This is a genomic window from Azospirillum rugosum (assembly GCF_017876155.1).
Taxonomy (GTDB): domain Bacteria; phylum Pseudomonadota; class Alphaproteobacteria; order Azospirillales; family Azospirillaceae; genus Azospirillum; species Azospirillum rugosum.
Map to the genome: position 1 here is coordinate 1 of NZ_JAGINP010000002.1, position 16,673 is coordinate 16,673.

Here is a 16,673-nt window from a genome sequence, read left to right on the forward strand (position 1 = left end):
AGGGTGTTCATGCTGCCGTACGGCCTGTTCGATTACCGCCGTACGCGCTGTTCAGTTTCGACCGGACAGCCTGTTCATTTTCACCGGACTGTGCAGTCATGCGGCGGGTCGTCGATGTAATCCGCCGGACTTACGAAAGCTTCGGGTTCCTTCCATTGGAAACTCCTGCCGTGGAAAGGGTGGAGCACCTGCTCGCCAAGGGCATCGCGGAAAAGGAAGTGTATGCCTTGCGACGGCTCAGCGCCGGGGACGGGGATGACGGTGCCAAGGACCTCGCGCTTCGCTTCGATCTCACCGTGCCTTTGGCCCGCTATGTGGCTCAGCATCACCGGGAGCTGCATTTTCCATTTCGGCGCTATCAGATTCAACCGGTCTGGCGCGGCGAGCGGCCCCAGGCGGGGCGATACCGGCAGTTCATCCAGTGCGACATCGATGTGATCGGCGACGGGGCGTTGTCGCTGGAATTTGACGCGGAAATGCCGGCCGTCGTGTTCCAGGCGTTTCGCCGGATCGGCATCGGGGATTTCTCGATCCGAATCAACAACCGCAAGATCCTGGGCGGGCTGTTCAAGAGCGTCGGACTCGAAGCCGATCGCGACATCCGGGCCGCCATGAGCATCGTCGACGATCTGGAAAAGATCGGCATCGCCGCCGGTGTCCAGAAGCTGGGCGAACTGGGCCTGAGCACCGCCCGGGCCGAAGGGCTGATCGCCTTCTTCGACCAGAAGGGTGACAACGAATCGCTTCTCAAGGCCTTGGGCGAACGGCCGCCGAACGCTCTCTTCGAGGAAGGCGTGGCGGAGCTGGAGGCGGTCGTGAACGCCTCCGTCATGAATGTGCCGGAGCGGACGGGCGCCGAGGCCCTGATCGTGTACCAGAGCGAGCGCGACGTCTTTCGCCGCTCCCTCAAGATCGACCTTGGAATCGCCCGCGGGCTCGACTACTACACCGGCACGGTGTACGAGACCCGGCTCGACAGCAACGCGTCCATCGGCAGCGTGTGCAGCGGCGGACGCTACGAGGATTTGACGAGCGCCTTCATCGATGCGCGCATGCCCGGGGTCGGCATCAGCATCGGCCTGTCCCGCCTGATCTCCGAACTCCTCAGGGAAGACGTCCTCAAGGCCGAACGCCGCACCATCGCCGCCGTCCTGGTCACGATCCAGGACCAGACCACCCGCGACCTGTGCAAGGAGGTGGCCAACGGCCTGCGCAGCGCCGGCATTCCGACGGAACTCTACCTGGAGACGAAAAAGCTCGCCACGCAGTTGCGGTACGCCGACCGGCGGGGCTTCCCCATCGTTGTCATCGCGTCCGCCGATGAACTGCGAAGCGGCTTCGTCGTCGTCAGGAACATGGTCTACGGCCAGGAGCAGAAGGTCGCTATCCCCCAACTCGCCTCGGCCGTCCGCGCCTTGACTCCCCCGGGAATGGAATGGAACCAGAATTGATGGGAGGTGGATATGTCGGATTCGAAGATATCCTGCAAACCACGTATCGATGACGGCGCCAAATTTAACGAAGACTACAGAAAAATCATCGAAAGAGAGTTTGAAGATATTTTCCTATACACTATCGATAAAAATAGAAAAGGTAGTAGTGGGGCTTTTTCTGTGGGGTGAGTACGGCAAATTTGCTGAGAATAGGACAATGGATCCTCGTATCGCGGCTGCATCAATATATATGGATAATTTTAGCCTTCTTGAGCTGCATGGTCTTGCGGAAGCTGCGAGAAAAGGAGTGGAAAAGCGGATTTCAACACTCCGCTGGAAGGCTATAGTAATGTATGTGGTCGCTGGAGGAAACAGAGATTCTATCGGAAAATTTATAGATTCGATAAAGTCTGGGCTTCTCGAGGAAAAAACGCATCCGAATCATCTAGTAATCTTGTGGACAACGTGAATTCAATGATTGATGGGTGCAAAGAAAAATCTTTAAATTGTGTGTATAGTTATCTATCTTCATTATACTCGCATTGCAAGATTATGAATCATTGTATTTCAGAAGTTTACCTTCAAGAAAAGCCAAAATCTGGTGTTCGCGGGAAAGCGTACAAAGGAAGAGAAAACATAAATAGAAATCTGAAGACGATTCACATTTGGTTTTGGACAAAAAGGGAGTTTATCAGGAAATTCTAAAACATCTTTCTGGTGGAGGTATAAACATTTTCAGTAGCGCCAGTACAAACATAGTTGTTGGAGAATTAGCTTATAGTGAAATCCGCTATAGCGTAGGAAGTGAAATATCGACTGAGTATGTCGAAGACGAACTGAGGAAGATAGTGTATTACGAAAACAAAAATTTCGATAAAAAGCGAAAGCTAATTTACTGGGTTTCTCATTCAAGAGGAGAGAAGAATTTTCTTTTGTAAATCTTGAACTATTTTTCTTTTAGATTTTATTGTTTTCACGCGCGCTTGCGCCAACCCCGCCCCGGATCCGCGTCCTTCGCTCCGCCGCACCCGCCACTGTCGAACAGCCGGCAGGTGGTGGCCGGGCCGACCTCGAACCCGCTGACGCGCGGGAAGCGCTGGGCGGCACGCTCCAACGCCTCCCGCGCGGTGGTCGCGACCAGCAGGTAGGTCCGGCCGTCGCGCCACGCAGCGGTCATCGCCGCACCGCCGGGAAGCACATCGGGCGCGCGGCGGACGGGGACTTCCCAGATGGTGCCCGGGCGGGGCTCCAGCCGGTCGAAGACGTAGTAGCGCTCGACCGGCGCCTCCTGGAGCGTCCCGACCTGCCGTTCCAGGGCGTTGACGATGGTCTGCGCCTGCAGAAGCTGGTCATCCACCCCGGCAAGCAGCTTCTGCGCGGCGTCGAGCTTGCCGGCATCGTCCAGCAGCTGCTGGTTCAGCGCGCGCAGATCCTTGTCCGCGGCCGACAAGCGCCCGCGCGCGGCCTTGATGCGGCGCTCGCCGGTGCGGTTGACGACGACGCAGCCGATCATCAGCAGGACCGCGATGTAGATCAGGACCGCCGTCACGCCCCCAACTCCGCGGTGGTCTCCGCTGCCGTCTCCGCCGCCGGGGCGCTGCGTTGCAGGCGGCCGGGCAGCAGGCCGGAGCGCAGGTTGAAGGCGCGCTGCACCGCGGCCATCGCCTGATCGGGCGTGTCGGCCCAGACATGGGCGATGTTGCGGCGGTCCCAGATCTCGCGGGCGAACACCATGCGGCGCTGGTCGATCCGGTTGAAATCGGGCGCGGTGCGCAGGTCGCACTCGAAGAGCAGGGCGGGGCCGTCCGGCTCGCCCAGCTCGTGGATCATCTCCACCTTGGCCGCCTTCAGCGACCGGATCAGCCCGGTCAGCCGGCCGCGTTCGGCGATCAGCCGGTCCAGCGTGGCCTGCTGGAGGTCGGTGCGCGATTTCACGTCCTCGATCCGGGCGTTCAGGTCCTTCAGCTCGTCGGCTTTCGCCTGGATCCGCCGCCGCACCAGCGCGGTGCGTCCGCTCATGGCGGTGATCCGCGTGCCTTCATAGACGACCGACAGGCCGAGCGCGCCGAGCCCGAGGGCGAGGACGGAGAGGGCGAAGACGTCGAGGGCGGCCATGCGCCGATGCGCCTACGACGCGCCGCGGGGCGGGTGGCCCTGGGGTGTGTGGCCCTGAGGCGAATGGACATCCACGACCCCGGCCAGCGCGCGGCCGAGCCGCTTGGCGTCCGCCGGAGAAAGGGGGCGTCCGGACGACAGCGCCGTGTCGAACAGCGCGCGCAGGCCATGGTCCAGCCCCCGCGCCTGATCGGCGCGCATCTGGGCGGCGCGAATGTGGCCGGCGTGAAGCTGATCGGCGTGAATTTGATTGGCGTGAGTTTGATCGGCGTGCATGGGCGGAAGGCCGGTTGCCACGGTCATACCCGCGCCGCCACGGCTGGCCAGCCACGCGACGGCGGCGTCCACCAGCGGCAGCGGCAACAGCGCGCGCAATGCGGCGGCGAGCAACGGGTCCTGCTGGGCGTACATTCCCGCCACGGCGTAGAGCGCCATCGCATCCGGAGGCATCCCGCCGCCGGTCAGGACGCCGCGCACGCCGGAGAGCAGGTCCTCCACCTCCGCGTCCGCGGCCCGGCCGCCGAGCCTCGGCCAGGAGGGCGCCACCCGCAGCGCGGTCGTCAGGGTGGCGGCGTCGGCGGCGGTGAGCTTCCGGGCGGACCACAGGTCCGGGGCCGCGGAGCCGCAGGCCGACCGCAGGCGCTCCGCGTTGGCGTCGTCCAGGAAGGCGGCAAGCGCGGCGGGATCGTTGTGGAGGCCTTGCAGGATCGCCAGCGACCGAAGGCGCAGGAAGTCCGACCAGCGCGCCGCCTCGTCCGACGCCAGCACCTCGCCCAGCGTGGCATGGGACAGGCGCTCCTCGATGCAGGATCGGATGCCGGCCGGAACCTCGCCCATACGCCGGGAAAGCGCCGTCCACCAGCCGGGAAGGTCCCCGGCATGGATGAGGCCGGGGGGCGGCGTGGGCGTGCCGAGCAGCCTTGGGTCGCGCAGGATCACCGGTTCGAGCCAGCGCGCCCACAGGCGCCGCGTGTGCTCCCAACGGCGGCTCCGCAACAGCTGGATCAACATCGCCCGCATCGGCGAGACCGGCCGGTCGTCGTCCGCGGGCAGGTCCCCGAGATGGTCGAGCAGCTTGGCGCAGGTCTGCTGGTCCAGGCGCGACAGGAGGCGGCGGACTGTGTCGTAGCGACCGGCACCGGCGGCTTTGTAATCCAAGCCCATATCCGCCCCCTCCTTTTGCGTTGAGTATAAGGGAAATTGCTAATACCAGAGTATGCATCAATGATGATGATCGGTGGCAACCCGCGACTTCTTCCGTCCGGATGCGCCGATTTGTAACAAGTTGCGACGGCTCTGGACGGCGACACACGGGTTCCGTATGGGCTAAAAAGAGGGAGCCCGGCGTCAAACCCGGCCGGTCCGTCGCGGCGGGTCTCTCCGGGGGAGGGTGCATGGGGCAACTGGAGGGCGACGGTCTGGACGACGAACCGCTGTTCGGTCCCGGGGACGATGCCGACGAAGCGGGCGGGGCGTTCCGCATTGCGGAGCCCTGGCCGGTGCTCGTGGTGGACGACGACCCGCAGGTCCACGCCATGACGGAAGTCCTGCTGCGCGATTTCGATTTCGAGGGGCGCCCCTTCGAGGTGATCAGCGCGCTGTCGGCCGCCTCGGCGCGGTCGCTGCTGGCCGCCCGGCCGGACATCCCCGTGGCGCTCCTCGACGTCGTGATGGAAACCGACGACGCCGGCCTGCGCCTGGTGCGCACCATCCGCGAGGATCTCGGCAACCGCCGCATGCGCATCGTGCTGCGCACCGGCCAGCCCGGCCAAGCGCCGGAACGCGACGTGGTCGTCGCCTACGACATCAACGACTACAAGGCGAAGAGCGAGCTGACCGCGCAACGCCTCTACACCACGCTGGTCAGCGCGCTGCGGGCGTGGCGCGACATCGTCACCATCGAGCGGCACCGCCAGGGGCTGGAGCGCATCCTCGCCGCGTCGGCCTCGCTGTTCGAGACGCGCTCCATGCGGGCGCTGGTGGAGGAGCTGGTGGACCAGCTCTCCAGGGTCGTGGACCATGGCGCCGGCGCGGTGCTCGCCTGCCGCATGGTCGACCGCGGCGACGGCAAGGCGCGCGCGACCGTGGTGTCCGGCTCCGGCCGGTTCGCCCGTCTGGTCGGGCGGCCGGTCGCCGGGGCGCTGACGCCGGAACTGGCCGCGCTGGTGGTCAACGCCTTCGAGACGCAGGAGAGCAATTTCGGTGCCGACCGCTGCATCCTGGCCTTCCGCACGCGGGAGCACGGGACGACCGTCTTCGCCCTGGAACGCCCGGAACCCTACGCCGAGGACGATCACCGCCTGCTGGAGCTGTTCTGCAACCGCGTGTCGATCGGCTTCGACAACGTCTGCCTCTACGAGGACCTGATCGCGCTGAACCAGTCGCTGGAGCGGCGGGTGGAGCAGCGGACGGCCGAGCTGGCCGCCAACCAGGCGGCGCTGGTCGCCGCCAAGGAGCGCGTCGAACGGTCGCTGGAGGCGGAGCTGAACGCCCGCGAGCGGCAGCGCCAGTTCGTCACCATGGTCAGCCACGAGTTCCGCACGCCGCTGGCCATCATCGACAGCGCGGCGCAGATGCTGACCATGCGCGCCGAACGCGTCGACCCGGAGGCGCTGGAGCGCCTGCGCGTCATCCGTAGCAGCGTGCAGCGCCTGACCGGCCTGATCGACAGCCACATGACCGACGAGCGCATCCAGGCCGGGACCCTGTCGCTGCAGCGGGAGCCGGTCGATCCGGCGGAGCTTCTGCGCTCCGTCGCGGAACCCTTCCGCAGCGCCTATCCCGGCTGCGAGTTCCGGCTGGACCTGCACGGGCTGCCGCCGGTCCTGAAGGCCGACGGGCACTTGCTGGGGATGCTTTTCGGCAACCTGCTGAACAACGCGCTGAAATACTCCGACGGCGACTGCACGGTGACGCTGCGCGCCCGTGTGGAACGTGATCCTGTGCAGCGCGACCCGGCTGCCGGCGACCGGCTGGCGGTGGAGGTGATCGACCAGGGGCGCGGCATTCCGGAAAACGAGCTGCCGCTGCTGTTCGACCGGCACTTCCGCGGCGCCGGGTCCTCGGGCGTGCCGGGGACCGGCATCGGGCTGCACACCGTCCGCCAGATCGTGCGGATGCACGGCGGCTCGATCGCCGTGGAGAGCGTGGTGGGAAAGGGCAGCACCTTCCGCGTGCTGCTGCCCATGGACGGGTAGGCGCTGCGGCTTGGATGGGGCTGAACGCGGGTTGATCTGACGATGAGAAAGAATATGGCTCTTTTGCGTACGCGATGGGATAGTTGGTCCACGGCGTGGGTGGCGCGCCCGCAGGGCCACCGTTCGACCCGCGGCCGTTCGACCCATCGCACTCCCACCTGAGGTTCGTGGAAGGCATCATGCTTGCTGAGCAATACGCCGCCATCAAACGCGATCTCGACGACAAGGGGATCGTCTTCTCGTTCAGCGGGTATTTGTCCGAGGGGATACTCTATTCACTCGGCGAGGCGCTGCGCGAGAAGATGACGCTGGAGGAAACCGACGGCCCCACGGTGCGCCGGGTCTTCTCGGTCTTCGTGGAGCAGATGCAGAACATCATCCGCTATTCGGCCGAGAAGGTGACGGGCAGCACGGCGAAGCCCGTGGAGCTGAGCGCCGGCATGGTCATCATCGGCATGGAAGGCGGCAAGGTCTTCATCGTCTGCGGCAACACGGTGGTCAACACCGACGTGCCGCGCCTGCGCGAGCGGCTCGACTACCTGAAGGGCTTGGACAAGGACGCGATCAAGACCTACTACCGGGAGCAGCTGCGCGAGGCCCCGGAGGAAGGCAGCCGCGGCGCCAACATCGGCCTGATCGAGATCGCGCGCCGCGCCAGCGAGCCCATCGACTACGACTTCCATGCCATGGACGGGGAGCGCAGCTTCTTCTGTCTCAAGGTGCGGATTTGACGTCAGCCCTTTGACGTCGCCTATTTGACAGCGGCTGTGGACACCCGGACGACTATGGAACCCCTGAAAATCCCCGCCACCGGACGCACGCCGGAGGTCGATTTCGATTTCGCGGCCGGCATCCTGCGTCTCAGCGGCGAGTCCTACCCCGACGACGTCGCGACCTTCTTCGGCCCGGTCTTCGCCGCCCTGCGATCCTTCCTGGAGAAGCCCGGCGACCATCCCGTGCGCTTCGACATGGAGCTTCTGTACTTCAACAGCTCCAGCGCCAAGGCCCTGATGAACATCTTCCAGATGCTGGAGACGGCGGCGCGGGCCGGACGCTCCATCGCGGTCACCTGGTGCTACGAGGAGAACGACGAGTCGATGCAGGAGCTGGGCGAGGACTTCGCCGAGGATCTGCGGCACGTCGCCTTCACGCTGAAGCAAGTTCCGGCCGACGGGGCGTCATGACCTTCAACCTCTTCGCCGCCGAGGAGCAGGCCATCGAGGAGGCCCGCCTTCTGGGGGAGAGGCTGAGCGCGGTCGCGCCCGAGGTCCGCGCCGACTTCGACGCTCTGGTGGAGGCGTTCAAGCGCAGCACGCGCGAGCAGCGCCGGCTGGTCCGGGTCAGCGACCGGCTGCAGGCCCAGCTGGGCTCCGCCAACCAGGAGTTGGAGCGCCGGCGGCAGGAGGCGGAGACGGCGCTGGCCGACCTGCGCGACGCGCAGGAGGCGATGGTGCGCGCCGAGAAGCTGGCCTCGCTCGGCTCGCTGGTGGCCGGCGTCGCGCACGAGATCAACACGCCCGTGGGCATCGCCGTGTCCTGCGCCTCGCACCTGTCCGACGCGACCGACCGGCTGCGCGCGCGGGCGCAGGCGGGGGAGCTGAGCAAGGCCGACTTCACCCGCTACCTGACCACGGCCACCGACACCTCGGCCCTGATCCTCGCGAACTGCGAGCGGGCGGCGCGGCTGATCACCAGCTTCAAGCAGGTGGCCGTGGACCGCGCCAGCGCGGAGCGGCGGGCCGTGGACCTCAGCCGCTACATCCAGGAAACGCTGGTCAGCCTGGAACCGAAGCTGCGCCAGGGCGGTCACGCCGTCGCGGTGGATTGCCCCGACGACCTGATCGTCGACAGCTATCCCGGCGCCCTGTCGCAGATCCTGACCAACCTCGTCATGAACTCCCTGACGCACGCCTATGGGGATGGGCAGGCCGGGCGCCTGACGATCGTGGTGGACCAGCCCGACCCCGAGACCGTGCGCCTGACCTACGGCGACGACGGGCGGGGCATCCCGGCGGCGAACCTGCCGCAGATCTTCGACCCCTTCTTCACGACGCGGCGCGGCGAGGGCGGCAGCGGCCTTGGCCTGCACATCGTGCACAATCTCGCGGTCGGTGCGCTGAAGGGCGCCATCGCGGCGGAAAGCACGCCGGGGGAGGGAACGCGCTTCGTCGTGACCTTCCCCAAGGACACGCCGCCCAAGAATACGCCAGAGGATCCGCCGCCCGCCCGGGACGACAGGGCGTAGCCGCGCCTATAAAACCCGGACCTGCGCGGAGAAGACATAGCCCACGCCGTGGACCGACTTCAGCGGGGCGGAGGCGCCGATGGCGGCCTCCACCTTGTGGCGCAGGCGGCCGACGACGGTGTCGATGGAGCGGTCGTCGGGGTTCCAGCGCCGGTTGTACAGCGCCTGGGAGATCTGGTCGCGGGTCGCCGGCTGGCGGGCCTGGCTGGCCAGCAGGGACGTCAGCTTCATCTCCATGCTGGTCAGGCTGATGCGGACGCCGGTCGGGCTGGTCAGCGACCAGTCCGTGGCGTCCAGCGCCCAGCTCGCCTCTTCGCCGGCCGGGGCGCCGGCCAGGGCGCCATGCACGTGCGGCGCGGCGGTCGGCGTCGCGCCGGCGGCGCGCTGCGCGGCGGCGTTCGCCTCCAGGCGGCGCAGCAGCGCCTTGCACTGGGCCTCCAGCTCCCGCATCTCGACCGGCTTCACGAGGTAGGCGTCGGCCCCGATCTCCAGCCCGACCACGCGGTCGACGGTGGATCCGCGGGCGGTCACCATGATGATTCCGATGCTCGGCATTTCGCGCAGGCGAGTCGCGATCTTGAATCCATCCTCGCCGGGCAGGTTGACGTCCAGGATCACCAGGGAAACCTCCCTGGTTGCAATGACGTCGTCAAGCTCTCGCCCGTTCTTGGCCCCGATGGCGTCGAATCCGCACCCACGCAGATACTCGACCAGATCGCGACGGAGCGAGGCTTCGTCCTCCACGACTACGATCGTGACCGCCGGCATGCTTCTCCGCTCTCCCGATTCCGACTTGCGGAACCTCCTGTGTCGGACCGGGAAATTATATGATTTTCAATGACCCGTCGAGACGGTTCCCGTCCGGGTAGGCGATGAAGGATTTGGTCACGCCATTTCACACGCAGCCGACTCGGCACCGGAGCCGGGGCGTGCGGCGGGCCGGACGCGGAAGCCGACCATGGTGATGTCGTCGCGCTGCGGCTGGTCGCCCTGGAACCCGGCCAGGCTGGTCGCGATGACCGACTTCTGGTCGGCGAGGGGCAGGCTGACGCACCCGTCGATGACCTCGCGCAGGCGGCTCTTGCCGAAGCTGCGGCCGCGCTCGCCGCCGCACTGGTCGGTCAGCCCGTCGGTGCAGAGATAGAAGGTCTGGCCGGGGGCGATGGCGATCGTCTGGTTGGTGAAGGCGGGCTCCGCGCCGTGGCTGCGGTACCCGAGGCTGCGGCGGACGGCGCGCAGTTCTGTGATCCCCTCAGGCCCGGCGACCCACAGCGGCAGGCGGGCGCCGGCGTAGACCAGCGTCCCCTCGGCAGGGCGGATCAGGCAGAGCGCCAGGTCCAGCCCGTTGTCGAAGCCGCCTTCCCAGGCCGACGCCGCGCCGTCCTGGTGCAGGGCGGCGCGCACCTTGGCGTCCACCTCGGCCAGCAGCGCGGCGGGATCGGCCGCACCCATCTGGTCGACGACGTTGTTCAGCACCGCGCTGGCCGTCATCGTCATGAAGGCGCCGGGCACGCCGTGGCCGGTGCAGTCGGCGACGCCCAGCAGATAGCCGTCCTCGACCTCGCGGAAACAGTAGAAGTCGCCGCTGACCACGTCGCGCGGCCGCCACAGCACGAAATGGTCGGCCAGACCGGCGTCCAGAACCTCGGCCTTCGGCAGGATCGAGGACTGGATCAGCTGCGCGTAGTTGATGCTGTCCATGATCCGGCGGTTGATGTCGGCCAGGGCCTCCGTCCGCTCCTGGACTCGGTGCTCCAGCGTCTGGGTGTAGTCCTGGACGGTCTCCGCCATGCGGTTGAAGGTGCGCGTCAGCAGCCCGATCTCGTCCTGCCGGTCCTCCTCGCCGTCCTGCGGGACGATGCGGGCGCCGTACTCGCCGTGCGCCACCGAATGGGCGGCCTGGGTCAGCCGCATCAGCGGCCTCAGCACGACGCGGTTCAGCATGTAGCTGATGATCGCGACCGCCGTGACCAGCGACAGCACCAGCAGGCCGACGACCGGCAGCAGGGCGCTCAGCGTCACCTCGTCCACCTCGGCGGTGGAGTAATGCAGCTTCAGGGTCCCGATGTGGCGGATCAGCCCATCGCGGCCGCGCAGCATGATCGGCTGCTGGATGGTGACGAAGTTGCCGGGCGGGCCGTGGGCCAGCGCCTCGGCCACCGGGTCACTCCGGTCGGTCTCGTAGACCGCGACGGAGCGGATGGCCGGGTCGCGGTCGCGCAGCGCCTCGATGATCTTGCGGACGGAACGCTCGTCGATCTCCCACAGCGGGCCGGCCAGCGCGTCGGTCTGCATGGCCGCGACCAGGTCGGCCCGGCGGATCAGCGCCTGCTTCTGCTGGTGCTCCACGATCCCGGCGGACACGCCCACGGCGATGACGCCGACGATCGTCGCGGTCAGCACGATAATCCCGCCGATGCGCGCCAGGATGGACCGGTTGCTGCGCTCGACGGTGAGGCCGCGGAGAACGCTCATGAGGCAATTCCCTGGCGGGTCCACAGCGCGGCCAGCGTGCCGTCCGACTCCAGCCGTTCCAGCGCTGCGTTCACCCAGGCGACCGTCACGGGGGACCCGCGCCGGACGAGGATGGTGTGGTCGTAGATCTGGTCGGCGCGCTCCGACACCAGCAGCTGCGCCGCCATCTCCGGGTTTGCCTTCAGGAACCGCGTCAGGAAGGACCGCGTGACGATGGCGAGGTCGGCGCGCCCGGCCGCGACGCTGCGCACGTTGCCCTCGTGGTTCACGGTCAGCCGCGTGTTGTACTGGCTTTCCAGCACCGCCGGGTCGGCGTTGAAGCCGGCGAAGGCGTAATGGTAGCCGAGCCGGCCGAGGATCGACTTGCCCTGGAGGCTGTCGAAATAGCTCTGGTCGACCCCGGGGCCGGCCTTTGCGACGAAGACCTCCGCGTCGCGAAAGAAGACTCGGGACGCGTCCACCGGTCGCCCGGACCAGCCCCAGGCGAGGCTTTCAAAGGCGATCAGGTCGAACCGCCCCTGCTCCAGGTCATCGTAGCGGCGCTGGGGGGAGGTGCGGACCAGGTCGAACCGGAAATCCGACTGCGCGGCGTTCATCGAGTCGAGGAAGGCCCGCGTGACGCCGTTCCCGGATTCGTCCGCGTAGGGCGGGAACTCGTAGGCGCCGACCTTGATAGGGATGGGCTTCGGCTGGGTCTGGGCTTGGGGCTGGGCGATGGCTTTTCCGGCAGTGGCGAGCGCGGTGGCGGCCGCGAGCCCCATCACCATGCGCTCCATCATCGTGCGCCGGGCGATTCGTTCAGCCATCTCGGTCTCACACTTGGTTCGGTCCAAAAGCCCGGCCCATCGGCCAACCCGCGCGCATTCCGAAAACGATTGCTCGCAAACGATTGGGGTAACTTACCCCTGTATGCCGGGTTGCGGCAATGCGCGTCGGCGATGCTGACGCGCATTTGTCGCCCGATCAAGCCGCTTCGGTTTCGCGCTCGGCTTCCGCCAGATCGCCGATTTCACCGCCGCTGAGCGTTTCGCGCTCCAGGAGTGCATGGGCGATCCGCTCCAGCGCCGTGCGGTTGGACAGCAGCAGCCGGCGCGCGCGCTCCATCCCCTCGTCGGTGATGCGGCGCACCTCCTCGTCGATTCGCCAGGCGGTGCGTTCCGACCGGACGACCGCCGGGTCGTTGCCGGCGTGGGCGACGAAGCCGATGGCCTCGCTCATGCCCCAGGCGGTGACCATGCGGCGGGCGAGGTCGGTGGCGGCGCGGAAGTCGGCCTCGGCCCCCGTGGTCACGGCGGCGTCGCCGAACACCAGCTCCTCCGCCGCGCGGCCGGCCATGGCGACGGCGATGTCCGCCTGCAGCTTGGCGCGGGACACCGACACGCGGTCGCCCTCCGGCAGGCGCACGACCATGCCCAGCGCGCGGCCGCGCGGGATGATGGTGGCCTTGTGGATCGGGTCGGCCTCCGGGCAGCGCAGCGACACCAGGGCGTGCCCGGCCTCGTGGTAGGCGGTCAGCCGCCGCTCATGGTCCGACAGCGCGAGGCTGCGCCGCTCGTTGCCGAGCAGGACGCGGTCCTTGGCGGCCTCGAAGTCGTTCATGGTGACCACCACGCGGCCGTTGCGCGCGGCGGATAGGGCGGCCTCGTTGGTCAGGTTCGCCAGCTCGGCGCCGGAAAAGCCCGGCGTGCCGCGCGCCACCGTCCGCACGCAGACGTCCGGGGACAGCTGGAGCCGGCCGGTGTGGACGCCCAGGATCGCCTCGCGCCCCGCCACGTCGGGCAGGCCGACGTGGATGTGCCGGTCGAAGCGGCCGGGCCGGGTCACGGCGGGGTCCAGCATCTCCGCCCGGTTGGTGGCGGCGATCACCACCACCGCGCCGCCATCCACGATTCCGTCCATCTCCACCAGAAGCTGGTTCAGCGTCTGCTCCCGCTCGGAGTGGGAGTTGGACTCGCCGCGCTTGCCGGCCAGCGCGTCCACCTCGTCGATGAACAGGATGCAGGGGGCGTTGGCCCGCGCCGTCTTGAAGACGTTGCGCACGCGCGCGGCGCCCAAGCCCACGAACATCTCCACGAAGTCGGAGCCCGACGCGGTGAAGACCGGCACGCCCGCCTCGCCGGCCGCCGCCTTGGCCAGCATGGTCTTGCCGGTGCCCGGCGGGCCGACCAGCAGGATGCCCTTCGGCACCCGCGCGCCGGCCATGGCAAAGCGCCGCGGGTCGCGCAGGAACTCCACCGTCTCCCGCAGTTCCTCCTTGGCCTCGTCCACGCCGGCGACGTCGGCGAAGACCGTCCGGGTGTCGCGCGGCCGGACGCGGGTGGCGCGGCCCACGCCGAGGAACTGCCCGCCGCTCAGCAGCAGGACGCCGACCAGCAGCCCGAGCACCAGGAAGGGCGCCAGCTTGTCCAGCACGTCCATGGTGCGCGGCACCAGCCCGCCGGGACCGTCGTCGAAGCTCATGGCGACCTTGCGGCCGCGCAGCTCCTTCAGCAGGTCGTCCGTGACCGGCATGACGACGTGCAGGCGCCGGCCGTCGGCGGTGAGGACATGGGCGCCGTCCCCGCGGAAGACCACCTCGGCCACCTCGCCCCGCTCCGTCGCGGTGACGAAGTCGCTGTAGGTCGCGGGGGCCTCCGCGCTCTCGCGGGCGTAGTCGGTCCAGGCGGCGAAGCCCAGCCAGACAAGCAGAAGCGCAGCAATAACGGCGGCTGCGACGATGAGTTTTTTGGGAATCGGCGGCATGACGTCCTACGCAAGCGGCGAAAACCGTAATCGGCAATTCACCACCATTGATGAAGGCGCCGGGGCACCGCATCAACCGCTTTCGGACGCGGCCTTTTCTTTGACATAGGGGGTAACCCCCTTCGCCCGTCCACTCGGCGGGCGAAGGGCTTTGGCCTACTCCAGCCCGGCCTTCTTGCGCACGTCGTAGCTGCGGGTCTTGGCCCATTCCTCGATGAACTTGACCAGCTCCGCGTCGGGCGGGTCGGGGAGGAGGACCTTCAGCTTCACATACTGGTCGCCGGCCTGCTTGGTCGCCTGGTTCATCACGCCCTTGCCGCGCAGGCGGAGCGTGGAGCCGGTGTTGGACCCCGGCGGCACCTTCACCGCGACCGGGCCGCTGATCGTCGGCACGCGGATGGTGGCGCCCAGCACGGCCTCGTTCAGGGTGATCGGCACCTCGACGTGGATGTCGGCGCCTTGGCGGGTGAAGTGGGGGTGCGCCTCCACATGCACCTCGACGATGGCGTCGCCGGCGCCGAAGCCCCCGGCGCCGGGCAGGCCCTGGCCCTTCAGGCGCAGCTTCGCCTGGTCCTCCGTGCCGGGCGGCACGGTGACGTCGATGCTCTTGCCGTTGGACAGGTTGATGCGCCGCTTGGTGCCCAGCGCCGCTTCGACGAAGGGCACGGTCACCGAATAGGCGATGTCCGTGCCGCGCGCCTTGGCCCCGGCCGAGGACGACCCGCCCGACGACCCGCCGGCCCCGCGCCGCCGGCCGCCACCGAACAGCTCGGAGAACCAGTCGTCGCCGCTACCGCCACCGCCGCTGGTGAAGAAGGAATCGTCGGTCGATGAGTAGCCGCCGCGCCCGCGCGACCCGCCCGAATAGGCGTGGGAGCGGGCACCGAATCCGTGGTGCCGTTCCTGGCCGGAGGGGTCGATCTCGCCGCGGTCGAAGCGCGCGCGCTTGTCGGGATCGGACAGCAGCGTGTAGGCCGCCGAGATCTCCTTGAACCGCTCCTCGTTGGCCGCATTCCCCGGCTTCAGGTCGGGGTGGTGCTCCTTGGCCAGCTTGCGGTACGCTTTCTTGATGTCGTCGGTGCTCGCGGAACGGCTGAGTCCGAGGATTTGGTAAGGGTCACGCATGCTGTTTTCGGCCAAGGCTTTCCCACCCCGAATCCCGGGGCAATGGTGTTACGAGTTCGCGATGATCTTCCACGCACCGTCGGACTGTTTGCAAGCGGTTCCGTAACCCAATTCCGTCTTGCTCCCGGTGGTGACGGTCTGCTGATACTCCCGGCAGTACTGGCCCGCGTTGTTGTAGCCATCCCGGGTCGTGGTCAGGGTGCCCGAATGGCCGGTCTGCGGGTTGGTCCAGCCGATCTTCTCGCCGATGGGGGCGGAATAGGCGCGCTTGGCCGCGGCTTCGGCGGCGGCGGCGTCGCTCTCGGTGATCGTCACGCCCTTCCCGATGAAGGCGCCGACCAGCGTGCCCACGCCGGAGCTGGCGACCTTGCTCGACGCCTTGCCGTACTGCGACGAGATGACGCCGCCGTAGATCCCCTCTTCCTTGGCGGCTTGCTTGGGGGTTTCAGCGCAACCGGCGAGCAGGGCGACGGCCAGCGCCGCCGGGACGAGCTTCTTCACGAACATCGGATGTTGCCTTCGACAAGGTTAGGAGCCGGCGCACCGAAAGGATGGCGCTCCGGTCGACACTGATATATGCGAGCCTATGCTATCTGTGAATTGGGACGAAGCTGTGACCAGCATTTCAACCCCAGGAGCAGCGCAGAACGCCTATCAGGAGGGGCCCGGCAGGACGGGCCCGCCAGAGTGGATCGCACGAGGGGACCATGAGCCAGACGACCGACCGGGATCCGTACGAACTGTTCCAGGAATGGCTGGAGGAGGCGGGGAAAAGCGAACCCAACGACCCCAACGCCATGTCGCTCGCCACCGCCGACGCGCACGGCGTGCCGTCCGTCCGCATGGTGCTGCTGAAGGGAATCGACCCGCGCGGCTTCGTCTTCTACACCAACACCGAAAGCCGCAAGGGCGAGCAGCTGGACGCCAACCCCAACGCCGCGCTGTGCTTCCACTGGAAGACGCTGAAGCGCCAGGTCCGCGTGGAAGGGGCCGTGGAGCGCGTCACCGACGAGGAGGCCGACGCCTATTTCCAGAGCCGGGCGCGGGAAAGCCGAATCGGTGCCTGGGCGTCGCAGCAGTCGCGCCCGCTGGAAGGCCGGTGGGAGCTGGAGAAGCGCGTCGCCCAGTTCGCCGCCAAGTTCGGGCTGGGAACCGTGCCGCGGCCCCCGCACTGGACCGGCTACCGCATCCTGCCGCGCCGCATCGAGTTCTGGCAGGACAAGCCGTTCCGCCTGCACGAACGGGTGCTTTATCTCCGTGCGGATGACGGCCGTGCGGATGAAGGGGGCGCGGCGCCGGCACAGTGGACGACGGAGCGGCTTTATCCGTAAAAAGCCGGCG

Annotated in this window: 16 protein-coding genes; 7 read left to right on the forward strand and 9 right to left on the reverse strand. The window is 67.4% G+C overall.

Going from position 1 to position 16,673, the window contains the following annotated elements; all coding sequences use genetic code 11:
- On the forward strand, positions 1 to 1,451 hold a 1,451-nt coding region (gene hisS / locus J2851_RS03075; protein WP_209763792.1), incomplete at its 5' end, for a histidine--tRNA ligase.
- 12 nt (positions 1,452 to 1,463) lie between these two features.
- The gene (locus J2851_RS03080) at positions 1,464 to 1,622 is read left to right on the forward strand and encodes a hypothetical protein (RefSeq protein ID WP_209763795.1); all 159 of its coding nucleotides are present in this window, start codon (positions 1,464 to 1,466) and stop codon (positions 1,620 to 1,622) included.
- Positions 1,623 to 2,406: 784 nt separating this feature from the next.
- Here the strand turns inward: J2851_RS03080 and J2851_RS03085 are convergent.
- The 3 genes from J2851_RS03085 to J2851_RS03095 are packed head-to-tail and all read right to left on the reverse strand — an operon-like array spanning position 2,407 to position 4,712.
- On the reverse strand, positions 2,407 to 2,982 hold the full coding sequence (locus J2851_RS03085) for a hypothetical protein (RefSeq protein ID WP_209763797.1): 576 nt from the start codon (positions 2,980 to 2,982) through the stop codon (positions 2,407 to 2,409).
- Positions 2,979 to 3,548, reverse strand: a complete 570-nt coding sequence (locus tag J2851_RS03090; RefSeq protein WP_209763799.1) for a hypothetical protein — start codon at positions 3,546 to 3,548, stop codon at positions 2,979 to 2,981. The genes J2851_RS03085 and J2851_RS03090 overlap by 4 nt, the downstream gene beginning before the upstream one ends.
- A gap of 12 nt (positions 3,549 to 3,560) precedes the next feature.
- Positions 3,561 to 4,712, reverse strand: coding sequence for a hypothetical protein (locus tag J2851_RS03095; protein WP_209763801.1), 1,152 nt, complete (start codon positions 4,710 to 4,712; stop codon positions 3,561 to 3,563).
- A gap of 230 nt (positions 4,713 to 4,942) precedes the next feature.
- Between J2851_RS03095 and J2851_RS03100 the strand changes: the two genes are divergently transcribed.
- From J2851_RS03100 to J2851_RS03115, 4 genes are all read left to right on the forward strand, one after another.
- A complete protein-coding gene (locus tag J2851_RS03100; protein WP_209763810.1) occupies positions 4,943 to 6,745 on the forward strand; it encodes an ATP-binding response regulator in 1,803 nt (600 codons plus the stop codon).
- 179 nt (positions 6,746 to 6,924) lie between these two features.
- Positions 6,925 to 7,476 carry a SiaB family protein kinase gene (locus tag J2851_RS03105; protein ID WP_209763812.1) on the forward strand — a complete coding sequence of 184 codons (552 nt, stop codon included), beginning with the start codon at positions 6,925 to 6,927 and terminating at the stop codon, positions 7,474 to 7,476.
- Between the two features lie 54 nt (positions 7,477 to 7,530).
- Positions 7,531 to 7,929, forward strand: coding sequence for a DUF1987 domain-containing protein (locus J2851_RS03110; RefSeq protein WP_209763821.1), 399 nt, complete (start codon positions 7,531 to 7,533; stop codon positions 7,927 to 7,929).
- Positions 7,926 to 8,990 carry a sensor histidine kinase gene (locus tag J2851_RS03115; RefSeq protein WP_209763823.1) on the forward strand — a complete coding sequence of 355 codons (1,065 nt, stop codon included), beginning with the start codon at positions 7,926 to 7,928 and terminating at the stop codon, positions 8,988 to 8,990. The genes J2851_RS03110 and J2851_RS03115 overlap by 4 nt, the downstream gene beginning before the upstream one ends.
- Before the next feature lie 6 nt (positions 8,991 to 8,996).
- Here J2851_RS03115 and J2851_RS03120 read toward each other — a convergent pair whose 3' ends face one another.
- The 6 genes from J2851_RS03120 to J2851_RS03145 form a co-directional block, all read right to left on the reverse strand.
- Entirely contained in the window at positions 8,997 to 9,758 is a 762-nt protein-coding gene (locus J2851_RS03120) for a response regulator transcription factor (RefSeq protein WP_209763825.1), read from the reverse strand.
- Between the two features lie 117 nt (positions 9,759 to 9,875).
- Positions 9,876 to 11,465, reverse strand: a complete 1,590-nt coding sequence (locus J2851_RS03125) for a SpoIIE family protein phosphatase (RefSeq protein WP_209763827.1) — start codon at positions 11,463 to 11,465, stop codon at positions 9,876 to 9,878.
- A complete protein-coding gene (locus J2851_RS03130; RefSeq protein WP_209763835.1) occupies positions 11,462 to 12,271 on the reverse strand; it encodes a substrate-binding periplasmic protein in 810 nt (269 codons plus the stop codon). The genes J2851_RS03125 and J2851_RS03130 overlap by 4 nt, the downstream gene beginning before the upstream one ends.
- A 157-nt stretch (positions 12,272 to 12,428) precedes the next feature.
- Positions 12,429 to 14,207, reverse strand: a complete 1,779-nt coding sequence (gene ftsH / locus J2851_RS03135) for an ATP-dependent zinc metalloprotease FtsH (RefSeq protein WP_209763846.1) — start codon at positions 14,205 to 14,207, stop codon at positions 12,429 to 12,431.
- 156 nt (positions 14,208 to 14,363) lie between these two features.
- Entirely contained in the window at positions 14,364 to 15,332 is a 969-nt protein-coding gene (locus J2851_RS03140; RefSeq protein WP_209763849.1) for a DnaJ C-terminal domain-containing protein, read from the reverse strand.
- A gap of 48 nt (positions 15,333 to 15,380) precedes the next feature.
- On the reverse strand, positions 15,381 to 15,839 hold the full coding sequence (locus J2851_RS03145; RefSeq protein WP_209763851.1) for an RT0821/Lpp0805 family surface protein: 459 nt from the start codon (positions 15,837 to 15,839) through the stop codon (positions 15,381 to 15,383).
- Positions 15,840 to 16,039: 200 nt separating this feature from the next.
- Between J2851_RS03145 and pdxH the strand changes: the two genes are divergently transcribed.
- Positions 16,040 to 16,663 carry a pyridoxamine 5'-phosphate oxidase gene (pdxH, locus tag J2851_RS03150; protein ID WP_209763853.1) on the forward strand — a complete coding sequence of 208 codons (624 nt, stop codon included), beginning with the start codon at positions 16,040 to 16,042 and terminating at the stop codon, positions 16,661 to 16,663.
- Positions 16,664 to 16,673 lie beyond the last annotated feature (10 nt).